This window comes from Micromonospora sp. LOL_013 (assembly GCF_048060315.1).
Lineage (GTDB): Bacteria > Actinomycetota > Actinomycetes > Mycobacteriales > Micromonosporaceae > Micromonospora_E.
This window is the reverse complement of the sequence record NZ_JBHMIQ010000011.1, coordinates 115,656-129,869: the sequence shown is the minus strand read 5'-3', so window position 1 is coordinate 129,869 and position 14,214 is coordinate 115,656. Positions and strand designations below refer to the sequence as shown.

The 14,214-nt window shown below is 69.0% G+C and carries 12 protein-coding genes; 5 read left to right on the top strand and 7 right to left on the bottom strand.

All coding sequences use genetic code 11. The features are described from left to right. Positions 1-184: 184 nt before the first annotated feature. Together ACFHWS_RS09850 and ACFHWS_RS09845 are read left to right on the top strand one after the other, a co-directional pair. Positions 185-388 (top strand): CopG family ribbon-helix-helix protein, encoded by a 204-nt coding sequence (locus tag ACFHWS_RS09850; protein ID WP_416550916.1) that lies wholly within the window; start codon positions 185-187, stop codon positions 386-388. Next, the gene (locus tag ACFHWS_RS09845) at positions 385-783 is read left to right on the top strand and encodes a type II toxin-antitoxin system death-on-curing family toxin (RefSeq protein ID WP_416550915.1); all 399 of its coding nucleotides are present in this window, start codon (positions 385-387) and stop codon (positions 781-783) included. Before ACFHWS_RS09850 ends, ACFHWS_RS09845 begins: the two co-directional genes overlap by 4 nt. On the opposite strand, the gene ACFHWS_RS09840 is transcribed toward ACFHWS_RS09845, so the two are convergent. Further along, entirely contained in the window at positions 773-4,840 is a 4,068-nt protein-coding gene (locus ACFHWS_RS09840; protein WP_416550914.1) for a trypsin-like peptidase domain-containing protein, read from the bottom strand. The two genes, ACFHWS_RS09845 and ACFHWS_RS09840, sit on opposite strands and share 11 nt — an antisense overlap. A 17-nt stretch (positions 4,841-4,857) precedes the next feature. Next, positions 4,858-5,187 carry a CU044_2847 family protein gene (locus tag ACFHWS_RS09835; RefSeq protein WP_416550913.1) on the bottom strand — a complete coding sequence of 110 codons (330 nt, stop codon included), beginning with the start codon at positions 5,185-5,187 and terminating at the stop codon, positions 4,858-4,860. A 374-nt stretch (positions 5,188-5,561) separates the two neighbouring features. Between ACFHWS_RS09835 and ACFHWS_RS09830 the strand changes: the two genes are divergently transcribed. Both ACFHWS_RS09830 and ACFHWS_RS09825 read left to right on the top strand, forming a co-directional pair. Beyond that, the gene (locus tag ACFHWS_RS09830; RefSeq protein ID WP_416550912.1) at positions 5,562-6,251 is read left to right on the top strand and encodes a hypothetical protein; all 690 of its coding nucleotides are present in this window, start codon (positions 5,562-5,564) and stop codon (positions 6,249-6,251) included. Then, the gene (locus ACFHWS_RS09825) at positions 6,248-9,574 is read left to right on the top strand and encodes an ATP-binding protein (protein WP_416568052.1); all 3,327 of its coding nucleotides are present in this window, start codon (positions 6,248-6,250) and stop codon (positions 9,572-9,574) included. Before ACFHWS_RS09830 ends, ACFHWS_RS09825 begins: the two co-directional genes overlap by 4 nt. Before the next feature lie 166 nt (positions 9,575-9,740). Here the strand turns inward: ACFHWS_RS09825 and ACFHWS_RS09820 are convergent, their stop codons facing one another. From ACFHWS_RS09820 to ACFHWS_RS09800, 5 genes are all read right to left on the bottom strand, one after another. Continuing rightward, positions 9,741-10,775, bottom strand: coding sequence for a trypsin-like serine peptidase (locus tag ACFHWS_RS09820; RefSeq protein ID WP_416550910.1), 1,035 nt, complete (start codon positions 10,773-10,775; stop codon positions 9,741-9,743). Between the two features lie 327 nt (positions 10,776-11,102). After that, positions 11,103-11,552, bottom strand: coding sequence for a VOC family protein (locus ACFHWS_RS09815; protein ID WP_416550909.1), 450 nt, complete (start codon positions 11,550-11,552; stop codon positions 11,103-11,105). 192 nt (positions 11,553-11,744) lie between these two features. After that, on the bottom strand, positions 11,745-11,882 hold the full coding sequence (locus ACFHWS_RS09810) for a hypothetical protein (protein WP_416550908.1): 138 nt from the start codon (positions 11,880-11,882) through the stop codon (positions 11,745-11,747). Then, on the bottom strand, positions 11,879-12,115 hold the full coding sequence (locus tag ACFHWS_RS09805; protein ID WP_416550907.1) for a hypothetical protein: 237 nt from the start codon (positions 12,113-12,115) through the stop codon (positions 11,879-11,881). The genes ACFHWS_RS09810 and ACFHWS_RS09805 overlap by 4 nt, the downstream gene beginning before the upstream one ends. Positions 12,116-12,169: 54 nt before the next feature. Further along, positions 12,170-12,586, bottom strand: a complete 417-nt coding sequence (locus ACFHWS_RS09800; protein WP_416568051.1) for a hypothetical protein — start codon at positions 12,584-12,586, stop codon at positions 12,170-12,172. A gap of 56 nt (positions 12,587-12,642) precedes the next feature. On the opposite strand from ACFHWS_RS09800, the gene ACFHWS_RS09795 reads away from it, so the two are divergent. Beyond that, positions 12,643-14,070 carry an acyl-CoA synthetase gene (locus tag ACFHWS_RS09795; RefSeq protein ID WP_416568050.1) on the top strand — a complete coding sequence of 476 codons (1,428 nt, stop codon included), beginning with the start codon at positions 12,643-12,645 and terminating at the stop codon, positions 14,068-14,070. Positions 14,071-14,214: the final 144 nt, after the last annotated feature.

Sequence of the window (14,214 nt, the reverse complement as noted above, 5' to 3'; positions counted from 1 at the left end):
CTCCCCGGCCCGGCACCACTGACAGTCCGTCGATTCAATCACCGCCCGGGTACGCACGGTAAGTCCCGCCATCTGGTGCATTTCCGACCCGATCATCCGACTCGGCAACGCCACCCGGTTGATCCACTCCAGGTCACCGGTCCGCCGCAGGGCCAGTGTCACTTGTAAGTCGTATGATTTTCCTATGATTACCACAGTCAACCTGCCGGACGATCTGCACGCGCGGCTCAAGCAGATCGCTGAGACCGAGCACCGGTCGGCCAACGCCACCATCGTCGTCGCGATCGAGGAGTACGTCGCGAGGCACAGCAAGCGCTCCAAGGTGCGTGGGTTGGCCGCAGACGTGGCCGAGCGCCACCGCGAACTGCTCGACCGACTGGCCCAGTGACCGTCCACCTCGACGTCGAAGACCTGCTGGAGATCGGCTCGATCGTCTTCGGCACGCCAGTCAAGGTCCGCGACTACGGGCTGCTCGCCTCCGCCGCCGCCCGACCGACCACGATCGTCTTCGGGCAGGAGGCCTACCCCGACCTCGCAGGAAAGGCAGCCAGTCTGCTGCACTCGATCTGCGGCAACCACGCACTCGTCGACGGCAACAAACGCCTGGCGTGGGCCGCCGCGCTGGTCTTCATCAACCTCAACACCGGGACGCCGATCCCGGACGTCGACGTCGACCGCGCTGAGGAATTCATGCTCGCGGTCGCCGACGGCACCCTGCACGAGGTCGATGCGATCGCCGCAGAGCTGCAACGGCTCGGGCTCCTCGATGCACTCAACTCGTGATCGTGAGCGCCAGCAGGCCCTGGTCCAGCCCGATCAGTAGCGTGTCGTCGACGGTGCAGCAGGCCAGCGCTGGATGGAGCACGGGGATCGTGCGTACCGCGCGAGCGGTCGGTGGGTCCCAGACCCGGACGGTGCGGTCGTGGCTGGTCGAGGCGAGCAGGTCACGCCCACCCACCCGGACCAGGCTAAGCCCGGTCACCGGCCCAGTGTGCCCGGTCAGCCAGTGGATCGGCTGACCCAGCTCGGCGTCCCACAACCGGATCGTGTGGTCCGCGCTGGCCGATGCCAGCGCCGGACGGCCGGCGACCACGAGCCCGCAGAGTGCGTTCACCGCGTCCTGATGCCCCTGCTGCGACCAGAGCTGCGTGCCGTCGGTGTCCCAGAGCATGACGGTGCCGCTCTTGTCCGCGGAGGCGAGCAGCTCGCCGGCCGGCCCGGCGACCGTGGCCAGCGTCGTCACCCAGGCCAGGGTCACGTGCCCGAGTAACACCTGGCGCACGTCGCCCGAGTACGGACGCCACAGCCGGACAGTCTGGTCGTCACCGGCAGAGGCCACCAACAGCTCCGCGTCGTGCCGCACCGGGCAGACGGCGGCGACGCGCTCGTAGTGGCCGTTCATCTCCCCCTGCAGTGTCCCGTCCCGCGCGTCCCACAGCTTGACGGCTCGATCATCGCCAGCGGTCAGGATGCGCGGCTCCTCCTCGTCGGGTACGACACACAGCGCATTGACCGGGCCGTCCGACGCCCGGAACTCGCGCAGTTGGGCACCGGTGACCGCGTCCCAGATCCGTACCTGCCCGTCCAGTCCGGCGGATGCGACCAGCCGGCCCTCGGCGCCCGGCACCGGGCACACCGCGGTCACCGCCCCGATCCGGTCGTGCTCGGCGACCGCTCCCGGCGGTCCACCGCCCGGGTCCCACAGTCGCACGGTGCCGTCGTCGCCGGCGGTGGCGAGCATCCGGTTGTTCGCCGTCGGCAGCTCGCAGACCGCCCGGATCCAGCTGGCATGCCCGCGCAAGCTCGGTCGGGGGATCCAGGTCTGCTGCGGGGCGCCGGTCGGCACCTCCCACATCCGGATCAGTCCGTCCTCACCGGTCGAGACCAGCAGACAGCCGTCACTGGTATCGACTGTGCACAGATCGGTCAGCGGACCTCCGGTTCGCAGGACCTGGACGCACGCCCCGGCCACGGGATCCCAGATTCGCACCGTGCCGTCATAGCCCGCCGAGGCGAGCAGGGTACGGCCGGGGGTACGCACCGCGTACAAAGTGTTGACCCAGCCGAGGTGACCGGTGAGGACTCCGGTCGGCTCCCCACCGGTCGCTGGGTCCCACAGCCGCACCGTGCCGTCGTAGCCGGTGGAGGCGAGCAACTGTCGGTCCCCGACAGGAACGTGGGTCACCGCCGTCACCCAGCCGGTGTGCCCGCTCAGCACATGGCCCGGTCTGCCCGTGCCCGGATCCCACAACCGCACCGTCCGGTCGTCACCGGCGGAGGCGAGCAGGTCACCGTCGGGCATTGGGATCGCGCAGATGTTGCGTACCCAGTCGCCGTGGCCACGCAGCTCGTGCCGGCGGTGCCCGGAACGCGGGTCCCACAGGCCGATGGTGCCGTCGTGGCTGGCCGTGGCGAGCAGCACCTCACCGGTGGCGAGGCGCACCGCGCAGACACCGTGGATCGTGTCGTCGTGGCCGGTGAACGTCTGCTCGGCCTGGTTGGTCAGCGGATCCCAGAGTCGCACCGTGCCGTCGTCGCCGGCCGAGGCGAGCAGCCGACGCCCGTCGATGACGATCGCCGCGACGTCGTAGACGGCCTCGGAGTGTCCGTCAAGGATGCTGCGTTCCTGCCGAGGCGGGGTGTGCGCCCAGCCTGCCCGGTACGGGGCGGCCGCCGCCGTGATCCCGTTGTCCAGGCCGTCGAGCCGGTCGACGACGGAGAACAACGCCGCCCGCTCAGCCGGTGCGGCTGCCACCGCCAGCGGGGTCCGTTGCAGGAGCCGGGCACGGGTGACGGCGAGCGGCGCCTCGGCCGCGTCCGCCACCGTGAGCAACCGGTCCAGGTGGGCGTGCAGCAGATAGTCGTCGTCGGTGAGCAGCTCGTCGACTGCGCCGGCGCCGGCCGCGTGCTGCGGCAGCGACCGCAGCAGGTAGTCGAACGCTGTGGCCCATCCGGTAGCTCGCGCGATGGTGGTCCAGTTCGCCAGCAGCCGGGCGTGGTCGTCGCGCCGCGAGGCCTGCGCGTCGCGATCGGCCAGCAGCGCGTCGTTGAGCGCCTGGTGGAACAGCCGGTACGCGGGCTGAGCGCCGCCGCCCGTTTCGACGAGGAAGTTCGCCGCCGAGGTACGCGCGAAGTCCGCGAGTTCCGGCTCGGTGACCGCTCCGCCGAGGGCTTCGATCGCGGACTGCCACAACGGCAGCGGCAGTCCCGGCGTCTCGGCGTACGCCAGGGCGGTCAACGCCAGCCGGGCCGATGTCCGACCGGCGGTCGGCAGCCCGGCCAGGTAGGTGTCCAGGGCGTGCGCCACGGTAGCGGTGAACGACACCTCGTCCGGGTCGATCGCGGTGTTGTCGCGCAGTGCGTGAGCGCGGGCGACCAGGCCAGCGACCAGGAAGTTTCCCTTGGCGAGCGCGGCGATGCGGCGGGCGAGCGGCGCGGCGACGGTCGGATCGGCGTACGGGTTGCCTGGTCGTTCGGCACCGATCAGTTGCAGCGTCGCCTGGGCGTAGTCGGCCAGGTCGGATTCGGCGAAGTACTCGGGCGCGTCCAGGTCGACGAGTTCCGCGTTACCGCCGAAGCGGCTGATCAGGTCACCGTGATCGTCAGAGCGCCGGGTGCCGATCACGATCCGCAGGCCCCGCGGGCCACAGTCACGGGCCAGGGGCATCAGGATGTCGTCGATCACCATGCGCGCCTGCGCCGGGTCGGTCGCCTCGTCGAGCGCATCTAGGATCAGGGTGAACCGGGTCCGCCGGTGGTTCAGCTGGTCACGCACGGCAGGCATCAGATCAGCCGGTACGCCGGGCAGCTCGACGGCGACGGCACGGGCGATCTCGGCGGCGACTTCGAGGGCGGTCTTGCCCTTGACATGAACCGCGCAGGAGACCGCACCGACCGGAGCTCGGACGGCCACGTCGGTGTCGGCCAGCTCCCCGCTGATCTGCTGGTCGGCGGTGGTGACGATCCGCCCGAGTACGGCTGACTTGCCGACCCCCGGCGACCCGGTGACGATCAGCGGCCGGCGGACCGGTTCGGCGCTGTCGATCCAGTCAACGATGCGGCGCAGGGCGGCGGCCCGGCCGCGGAACCGCGCGCCGCCCTCGGTGTCGACCGCGACCCCGCGTGCCCTGGGCAGCCAGTGTCGGCCAGCCTCGCCGTCGGTGGCCAGGGCCCATCCCCAGGCGGCGAGGGCGGCGTCGTCCGCGTCGGCGGCCCGCCAGGCGGACAGGGTCGCCAGCTTCATGTCCGGTAGTTGCTGGTCGGCGTAGTGCAGGGTCACGGCTTGGCCGCCGCCCTGAGCGTCGGCGGTGACAACGACGCCGACCACCGCCTGGTACTCGGATGACCAGACGGCACCGCCGCTGAACCCTTTGCTCAGCTGGGTGGCCGGCGAGGTGTGGATCATGACGCGGCCCCACCCACCGGGCTGGCCGACACTACCTTCGGCATGGCAGCCGCCGACCACGTGCGTCGGGAACCCGTACGTCCAGTAGGTACTTCCCGCCAGCGGCTTGGGGGGCAGACAACGAAGTCGGGCCGGGGTCACCGAGGCCGGCACCCGCTCCACGAGTTCAAGCATGACCAGGTCGACCTTGGCGCCCCGCATTCCGTCGTGCGGGCATCCGCCGATCCGGCGGCGGTCGAACCAGGTGACCTTCTCGGCCAGTGGAAATGAGATCCAGAGGTCGTCGTACAGCTGCCCGTCGTTGCCGAACGCGACATGGTGGCAGGTCAGCACCAGGTTGCTCTCCACAACGACGCCGGTACCGACGGGGGTGTCCTGGTGCTGCCCACGGTGCAGGGCGACCAGCCAGGAGCAGTCGTCGGGTCCTGCGGTCACCAGCCGCTCCGTCCCGGTCAGCGCCGCATCGTGGTGCCGGCGTCCGGCGGCCCACCCGGATACCAGCCGAGGGTGACTTCGAAGTTTCCTTCAGCCGCCGCCTTGGCGACCACCCAGTTGGTCGTGCCGGTCGCCTTGATGCCGAACTTCACCTCGACGGCGTCCGGGGAGACCGCCTTCACCTGGTCCAACAACACGCTGGCGGCGGCGATGGCAGGTGCGGCGGACTCCCGTACCCAGCCAACGACGTCGCCGACCCCGGCCGGCTGAAAACCAACCGGCGGATCAATCTCGACCATCGCTACCGTCTTGTCGTCGACCTGGTAGCGGACCACTTCGGACTGCACCGCACACCTCCGCTGCCCGCCAGAAACGGGCATAAGACCGCAGCCCGCGCTTTGCGGACCGCCACCCGGGTTGCACCGACCAGCCATGCTGCCTCTCACCGACGAGATTTGGCAACGGTTCTATTCATGATCACTTTCCGGCCCCTGCGAACAGGTGTTTCAGGTGACCTCCTGCCCTGCGACATTGAAGATCAACTCATCGCGGAGTGTCAGCTATCTGCGCCGCACGGACGGACCTTGCGCCGATCCGGCGGTATCGGCAGAATCGGCCAGTGCCCAGCCGCCCCCGGCCCAGCACCCATCTTCCCGGCCACCCCGAGCTATTGATCATCGCCATGTCGATGCGACCGCTCACGCCCCTTGAGGAGCACCGCATGTCGGAGAAGGAACTCACCCTCGTCGAGCGGTGCGTACTCATCAACCTGATGGTCAAGGCCGCTCCACTGCAGCAGAGCTACCTGATCAACGTCGCGGGCGTCACCGGGTTCAAAGCGACCCATCGCCGCGCCCTGAAATCCCTCGGGCTGATCGAGGTGACGGAGAAGCCGATCACCCTGCACCTGACCGACAGCGGGTGGCGGGCGGCCAAGGCGGAGTTGAGCAAGGACGAGCCACCGAAGGGTGCCGGCACCGCCGGTGCGACGCTCTACACGGTGCTCGACTTCGTTCGTCGGCTGATCGACCACTCGGGCGTGCCAGCCGACGACCTGTTCCGGATGCAGTTCAAGCCCAACGAAATCGCTTCCACCACTGACCCGGCAGAGCCGGTCGCGACGCCGGCCAACGGCAGCGAAGCGAGCCAGGTCGACGCGGCCACGCGGATCCGGCGGGCGTACCACGAGCTGATCGACAAGCCCGGCGACTACGTCATGCTGGCCGCGCTGCGGGCCGCGCTCGCCGATCTGTCTCGCGACGATCTCGACGCCGCGCTGATCAAGCTCAACCAGGACCCCGACGTTGACCTGATCCCGGAGTCCAACCAGAAGTCACTCACGCCACAAAACCGTGCAGCAGCAGTGAGCATCGGCAACCAGGACAAGCACCTCATTGCCATCTCGTCATGATGACGGAGCAGGAACGGCGCGCCCTCGCCGCGCTCCGGTTCAACTGGGCACCCACCCCGGACGACGTCTGGAAGCCAGCCCCGTTTCACGTCGACGGGCTGCACCACGAAATCGTCCAGCTGGTGATGGAGAGCTTTGCCGAAGCCCACCACACGATCGACTCCAGCCCGGTGGGACTGGCGATCCTCGGGCAACGCGGCACCGGTAAGACGCACCTGCTCGGCGAGGTGCGCCACCGCGTACAGGGAGCCGGAGGCTTCTTTTTCCTGGTAAGCCTGCTGGAGGCTAGCGCCTTCTGGCGCAGCGCGGCGCTGTCGATGATAGATGGTTTCGCTCGGCCGCTGCCCGACGGTACGACCCAGGTGCGCAGCTTCCTTCTCCGGCTGGCAGACAAGATCAAGGCGCCGAGAGCCGTCCGCCGGGCCATCACCGGCGATGGTGAACTCACCCGGCATGCCCTTGATGCCTTTGTTGATCAGATCCGTAAGACCGACCGCCACATCGGCACTGAATGCCAGGACACGGCACGGGCGCTGGTTCTGTTCGCCTCGGACATCGGCACCGCGCAGGATGTCGGCCACGACTTCCTCTGCTCGAACGACGAGGAGGAAGTCGGCGCTCGGACCGACTGGGGTATGCGACGCCACCGGCGGGCTCCCCAGGAAGTGGTTCGCGACACGTCCCGGCTGCTGGCGATGGTTGGCCCGACAGTCGTCGCAGTCGACCAGATAGACCTGCTTGTCGCGCAGTCAGTGAAGTCGACCAGCCTCGAGACCCGTGGTGAGGTCGACTGGCAGGCTTCGCTGCTCCTGGAGCAGGTGGCGACCGGGTTGATGTCGCTACGGGAAACAATGCGTCGCTCGCTGTCAATCGTCTCCTGCCTGCCGCACACCTGGCAGAACATCAAGGAACAGGCCACCGACACCGTGCAGGATCGGTTCCGCGAAGCGGTACGGCTCAAGAAGATTCCGTCGCCGGAGATCGGCCGAGAGCTGGTGGAGAAGCGGTTCGGCCTGGTCTTCGACGAGCTGGGCTTCACCCCGCCGTACCCGACGTGGCCGATTCACCCGTCCGCCTTCGCTGAGGTAATCCAGTTCACGCCGCGCGAACTGCTCCGTCGGATCGACACCCAGGTGCGCTCCTGCCTGGCCGACGGGCAGGTGCGCGAGCTCGCCCACCTGCTGCTCGCGCAGTCCGGAAACGACGGCCCGGCCACGAGGTCCGATGCCGTTTCCACACCCGATCGGTCCGACAAGTCCGAGGTGCAGGGCGCCGCGCAGCCGGTGCCGGCCGAGTCCGACCAGTTCGTCAAGATCGACATCAGCTACGCCGAGTTGATCGAGTCAGCCGAGACCGCAAGCGCGGTGCAGCCGTCCAGCGAGGACCTGAGCGTGCCGGCGCTGCTACAGGCCGGGTTGACCGCGTGGATCGCCGCCCAGGGCGGATCGGCCGCTGAGTTCAGCCTCGACCCGCTGCCGTTCAGCGGCAAGCCGGCTCTGCACGCCCGGTTACGGCGGATGCTCGACGAGGAGACCGAGGACGAAGAGCACTGGTCGTTCCGGGCCGTCTGCGCCCCGCACCACATTGCGGCGCTCAACCGGATCCGCAACGCCATGACCACCGCCGGGTTGACCGAGGGGGTCACCAAGCGGCGACTCTTCCTGCTCCGCAGCGCGGACTGGTCGGCCGGTGCACGTACCCGGGAACTGCTCGACGCGTTCACCAGAGCCGGCGGGCGGACGCTTCCCTTCCCCACCGCGGACATCAGGCGCCTTGCCGCCCTGGAACGGCTGATTCAGCAGTACGGGTTGGAACGGCTGCGGCCATGGTTCGCCACCCGGCAGCCGGCCTCCACCGTCGCCTTCCTACGCGACGCGCTCGATGGCGGTGCCGACGCCGGCAGGTACAGCCATGCTGACAGTCACGACACGACGGCACCAACCGAGCCCGATCCGGCCATGCAACCGGTCGGCCCGCCGGTGCGGGCGGTCGGCCGGGCCTCCGTATCGGTGCGGCCGGCGGCTAGCGGGAACTCGTCCGCTGGTCGAGGGGGGCCCGCCGAGAAGCTGGCGGTGCCGGCCGGGATCGACCCGCCCCAGTTGACGATCGGGTCCGTCGCCGGCCGGGCGGAACCGGTCCGGATGGGCTTGGAGTCACTGCGTCGGCACACGGTGATATTCGCTGGCTCGGGATCCGGCAAGACGGTGCTGATCCGCCGGCTTGTCGAGGAGTGCGCGCTGCGTGGCGTGTCCGCGATCGTGCTGGACCCGAACAACGACCTCGCCCGACTCGGCGATGCCTGGCCGGAGCCGCCGACCGGCTGGGGTCCGGAGGATCCTGATCGGGCTGCCGCTTACCTGGCCGGCACCGACGTGGCCGTCTGGACGCCTGGGCGTCGTGCTGGCCGCCCGCTGAGTTTTCAACCGTTGCCGAACTTCGGTGACGTGCTCGACGACCCCGACGGGTTCCGCGCCGCCGTCGACTCAGCCGTCGCCACGCTCGCGCCACATGCCCGGGTCGACGGCGGCACCGACAAGGCGAGGCTGGGGCGGGCCGTGCTGCGTGAGGCGCTGACCGGGTACGTCCAGAACGGTGGCAGCGACCTGCAGGCGTTCACCGAGCTGTTGAACGATCTACCGGACGGGGTCAGCCAGCTCGACAGCGCGCCGAAGCTGGCAGCAGGCATGGCGCAGCTGCTGAAGGCAGCGTTGATCGAGGATCCGCTGCTCGGCGGTGACGGCACTCCCGTCGACCCGGGCACCTTACTCACGCCGCCGCCGGGGCGACACGCCCGCGTCTCGGTGATCAGCTTCGTCGGACTGCCACACGACCACCAGCGGCAGAGTTTTGTCAACCAGTTACAGCTCGCCCTGTTCACCTGGATCAAGCGAAATCCGGCCGGCGACCGGCCACTCGGCGGACTGTTCGTGATGGATGAGGCCCAGACCCTCGCACCATCCGGCTCGGTCACCGCCTGCACCCAGAGCACCCTCGCGTTGACGTCACAGGCCCGTAAGTACGGGCTCGGTCTGGTCTTCGCGACCCAGGCCCCGAAGGCGCTGCACAATCAGATCCCCGGCAACGCTGCCACCCAGTTCTTCGGCCTGTTGACCGCACCTGTGCAGATCGAGGCGGCCCGTGACGTCGCGCGGGCCAAGGGTACCGACATCCCTGACGTCGGCAAGATGGCTACCGGACAGTTCTACGCAGCGGTGGAGGGCGCGCGGTTCGTCAAGCTGCAGGCGCCGATGTGCCTGAGCCACCACCCGCACAGCCCGTTGACGACCGAGGAGGTCGTACAACGAGCCGCTGAGCACCGGTGACCGTACCGGTGACAACGACGTTGGTTCGCGGCGGAGGACAGGCCACGCCAATCAGCGGCTGCCAATCAGCGGATTGGCAGCCGCTGACGGACTGGCAGCGGGGGTAGCCCCGGCCGGATCGGCCGAGGCTACCTTTGGACGGGACGGATCAGGTGGACGGGTCGGATCAGGCCGGCGAAAGGCCTTCGGCGAAGTCGTACAGGCTCTTGATGTCGTTGTCGAAGTACGGGCCGTCGAACTGACCATTGCCCGGGTTGTCACCGTGGCTGACCACGCTGTTGATGTACCCGTAGCCGGTCGAGTCGTTGTATTCCTGCAGCCAGGGTCCGCCGCTGGAACCGTACGTCATGTTGCAGTACATCCGGATCTGCTGACCGCCGGGGTTCCACGTGGTGCCCTGGCAGTAGTACTGGCTCTCACCGCCGCCCAGGTTGGACGGGTATCCGAGAGCGGTGACATAGACGCTGTAGCTGTAGTTCCAGCGCAGTCCGTGGCCACCGACGGTGTCGACGACCTTGGCGCCGAAGATGCCACCGTTGTTCATGATGGCGATGCCCATGTCCTCGGCGAAGCTTCCGCTGGTGATCCACGCGGTACGGGTGTTCAGGCTGTTCGCCACGAAAGTGCCGTACGGCCGCACGCCGTTGCGGTAACGCGGGACGAACTGCCAGTTGCTGTACCACTGTCCGCCAGGGCCCTGGTGGACACAGTGCCCGGCGGTCATCACCAACCGGCGCTTGCCGCTGGCGACGGTGCTGGCTGAGCAGGAGGCGGTGCCACCGGTGGGGGTGGTGAAGTAGACCTTGCCGACGGCCTGCGACTCGTTGAGCATCAGTCCGACGTCACCGCGGCTGCCGAGGCTCGGCGCGACCGGCGCCACCGCACCCGCCGGCCCGTCGGGCTTGGCGTCGACGATCGTCGATTCGACACCCTTCGCCGACCTCGCGAAGGTCAGGTCGACCGCCGATGCCATCCGCTCCTCGGTCCAGAAGTCGGTGACCTCCTTGGCGATCTTCGCGTTGGTGATCGCCCGGCCATCGAGGGTGCGGGCGACGGTGCTCGTGTTGCCGTCCGACTTGAACGGCGACGACTCCGCCTGGGCCGCCGGCGCGCCGGTGACGACCAGCGCGAGTGCCAGGCCGGCCATCGCCGACCAGCGCAGTGTGGATTTCAAGAGACCCTCCCTTGTCTTGGTACCCATCTGGGCGCTAGCAGCGTATTGGCAAATTTCCATTGATCACAACGCAAGCAGAATGACTGATCACGGACACTCGCGGAACTTGCCGCCTGAGCTGGGTAGATGCAAACCAGAACCGCTGGATCCAAATTTCACCAAACGCTTCGACATCATGTGATCAGAGAGCGCCACAGAGAATCAGAGATTTCACGTCTCATTTATCCCATAGCATCCCGATATACATCCGAAATACAAGCCATATGAGTTTCCGGAGGCAGCGACGAACATTTGTGGCAGGAATCCGACGACGTGTTTCAGAACTGACCGGTAGCAGTCAGAAAAGAGCCCTAGCTAGTTGATCTGATCGACCGGGCCGAGCACGACGGTGCCATCCGACTCGACCCGCCAGCCCGGGTTGCAGGCGACCTCCCAGACCGTGCCGTTCGGGTCGGCGAAGTGCCCGTGGTAGCCGCCGAAGTCGGCCCGCTGGCCCGGGTTGAGGACCGTCCCACCGGCCGCCCGCGCCTCCGCGAGCACCCGGTCGACGTCCTCCGGCGTCGGCACGTTGTGCGCCAGCGTGAACCCGCCCGGCCGGGTCACCACCGCCGCAGCCGGGTCGATGTCGCGGCCGAAGGCGTCCGCGTCAAACAGGCCGAGTATCAGGCCCGGCCCGATCTGAAAGAAGATGATCTCCCCGGGTACGTCGAGCGTCGGACGCCAGCCCAGCCCGTCTCGGTAGAAGTGCCGCGCGGCGGCCAGGTCGGCGGTGGCCACGGTGACGAAGTGAACCTGCTGCCGCACCTGCCGCCTCCCCCGCTTCGACGAACCGGTCCCCAGGCTGTCATGAACAGGACAGCCGCGCGAATCCTGCCAGCCCGGACGGCGCCGGGCGCGACGCAGCAGTCGCTGCTGCTTCTCGATCGCCTCGAAGCCCAGGCCGCGCTGGCCAGCCGCTCGGCGCGGCGGGCCAGCACCCGCAGGTCATGCTCGACGTCACAGGGCCACCGTCACCCAGGGCAGCACCGACCCGAGCACCAGCAGCAGTCCACCGCCGGCCGCCGATCCGGCGGTGAGCAGCCCACGCAGCGGTAGGCGTACCCGGTTGACGAACTTCAGTACGGCGCTCGTCATGACGGCAGCCGGATCAGCAGCGTCACCACCGACGGCAGGCAGCGGGCCGGGCCGGCACCCAGCCGGCGCGGGCCGCTGGACCGCTGTCCCTCCTCCAGCCGCCGTTCATGTTCATGCCGTTGGCACTCCGGTTCGCGCCGGTACGTCTCCTGCTCGGCGCCAGCCCGCTCACCCCACCGGGCACTGCTGGGCTCGGATTCACTCAACGACTGCAACGGCTTGTCCGGATCCATCGGCGTCACCCCCTACCGATCTGGTCACACCCGGGCATCGGCTCACGGTCGCAGTCACGGTCGGGCCCCCCGGCTGGTCGCCCGCTGCCGGAGTATCAGGGTGACCAGGCAGACCAGCAGTCCGGCGGCCGGGCCGACCAGACCTGCGGCGGCGGCCCGTCCGTCCGGCTCCGGCGGCAGCGGACCGACGGCGAACCCGGCCACGCCGTCACCGGCGTACCGCTCGGCGTCGGCCAGCGTCACCCGGTACTCACCTGGGACGAGCGCCATCTCACCGACGCTCCAACCGAGCAACTGCGCCGACCCGGTCGTCACCCGGTGGTCGTAACCGAAGGCCAGCCCGACCAGCACCGGCTCGCCGTCGGCCGTCGTCACCTCTACATCGATCAGCCGGGGCGGGGCGGCGTCGATCAGCCGCTGGACCGCGTCGGGGCGGTCGGCCCCGGCGACGGTTCGGCGCAGCCCTGCCACGGACCCGACAATGGACCGGAGCCGGTCCACCCACCGGCAGGAGGAGAGTCGGGAAGATGGCGTTGCTGAACCTCACGCAACCGGCCGGCCGGCCGGCCGCGGTCACCGTCGGCGACCAGTCGATGTCCGGCGACGACCTACTCGAAGCCGCGACGGCCGTCGCCGGGCAGGTCGCCGACGCCGACACCGTCGCAGTCGACGCCACCGCCAGCCTCGACACGGTCGTCGCGCTCACCGGTTGCCTGCTGGCCGGCACCACGCTGGTCCCCGTACCGCCGGACGCCGGCCCGGTCGAACGCGGCCACATCCTGCGCGACTCCGGGGCCCAACTGCTGCTCGGCCCCGACCCGACGATGCCGGCCGGGGGTGGCTCCGACCGGGGCAGGCCCGGCCAGCGTCTGACCGTCGCTCCAGTCGATCAGCCGGGCCACTCGACCGGCCGGACACCCAACGGGCCCGGGCCGGACACTCCCGCGCTGATCCTCTACACCAGCGGCACCACCGGCGCACCGAAAGGTGTACCGGTCACCAGCGCCAACATCGCCGCCGACCTCGACGCCCTCGCCGAAGCCTGGGCGTGGACGCCGGACGACATCCTGGTCCACGGCCTGCCGCTGTTCCACGTACACGGTCTGGTGCTCGGCGTCATCGGCGCGTTACGCGTCGGCTGCCGGTTGGTGCACACCGGCCGGCCCACCCCTGAGGCGTACGCTGCCGCCGGTGGCACGCTCTACTTCGGCGTACCGACGATCTGGTCCCGGATCTGCGCCGACCGGCCCTCCGCACGGGCGTTACGCGCCGCCCGGCTCCTCGTCTCCGGTTCGGCGGCCCTGCCCGCCCCGGTCTTCCACACGCTCGCCGAGCTCACCGGGCAGGCACCGGTCGAACGGTACGGAATGACCGAAACCTTGATCACGGTCAGCAGCCGCGCCGACGGCGAGCGGCGACCCGGCTGGGTCGGTACGCCGCTCGCCGGTGTACACACCCGGCTGGCCGGTGAGGGTGGCGAGCAGTTGCTGGCGGACGGCGAAACGATTGGCGAACTGCAGGTTCGCGGCCCGATGGTGTTCGACGGCTACCTCGGCGCCGCCGGGCGCGGCGACTTCACCCCGGACGGCTGGTTCCGCACCGGCGACGTCGCGGCGATCGACCGGGTCGGCTGGCACCGTATCGTCGGCCGTGCCTCGACCGATCTGATCAAGAGCGGTGGTTACCGGATCGGTGCCGGCGAGGTGGAGAACGTGCTGCTGACCCATCCGGCGGTACGCGAGGCGGCGGTCATCGGCGCACCCGACGCCGACCTCGGGCAACGGGTCGTCGCGTACGTGGTGGCCGAGGGCGTGTCCCCACAGTCACTGATCGACTTCGTGGCCACCGAACTCTCCGCCCACAAGCGGCCACGCGAAGTGCGCATCGTGGACGACCTGCCACGCAACGCGATGGGTAAGGTGCAGAAGAAGCTGCTGCACGACGACCGCCGGTAACATCCGGCCACTACCGACAGTAACTACACCGACATCAGCCGTTCGGGTGATGTCGAGCGTTCAGGGCCGGTGCCATAAGTTTTCTTTACTTGCGCCTCAAGAAATCATCATTTCTGGCGCTGAAGTTGATTCTTGATTGAACCG

What these genes read in the sequence shown, in the direction of transcription:
- ACFHWS_RS09850 (WP_416550916.1), top strand. Translation starts at nt 185, where the DNA reads ATGATTACCACAGTCAACCTGCCGGACGATCTGCACGCGCGGCTCAAG.
- ACFHWS_RS09830 (WP_416550912.1), top strand. Translation starts at nt 5,562, where the DNA reads ATGTCGGAGAAGGAACTCACCCTCGTCGAGCGGTGCGTACTCATCAAC.
- ACFHWS_RS09825 (WP_416568052.1), top strand. Translation starts at nt 6,248, where the DNA reads ATGATGACGGAGCAGGAACGGCGCGCCCTCGCCGCGCTCCGGTTCAAC.
- ACFHWS_RS09820 (WP_416550910.1), bottom strand. Translation starts at nt 10,775, where the DNA reads ATGGGTACCAAGACAAGGGAGGGTCTCTTGAAATCCACACTGCGCTGG.
- ACFHWS_RS09810 (WP_416550908.1), bottom strand. Translation starts at nt 11,882, where the DNA reads ATGACGAGCGCCGTACTGAAGTTCGTCAACCGGGTACGCCTACCGCTG.
- ACFHWS_RS09805 (WP_416550907.1), bottom strand. Translation starts at nt 12,115, where the DNA reads ATGGATCCGGACAAGCCGTTGCAGTCGTTGAGTGAATCCGAGCCCAGC.
- ACFHWS_RS09795 (WP_416568050.1), top strand. Translation starts at nt 12,643, where the DNA reads ATGGCGTTGCTGAACCTCACGCAACCGGCCGGCCGGCCGGCCGCGGTC.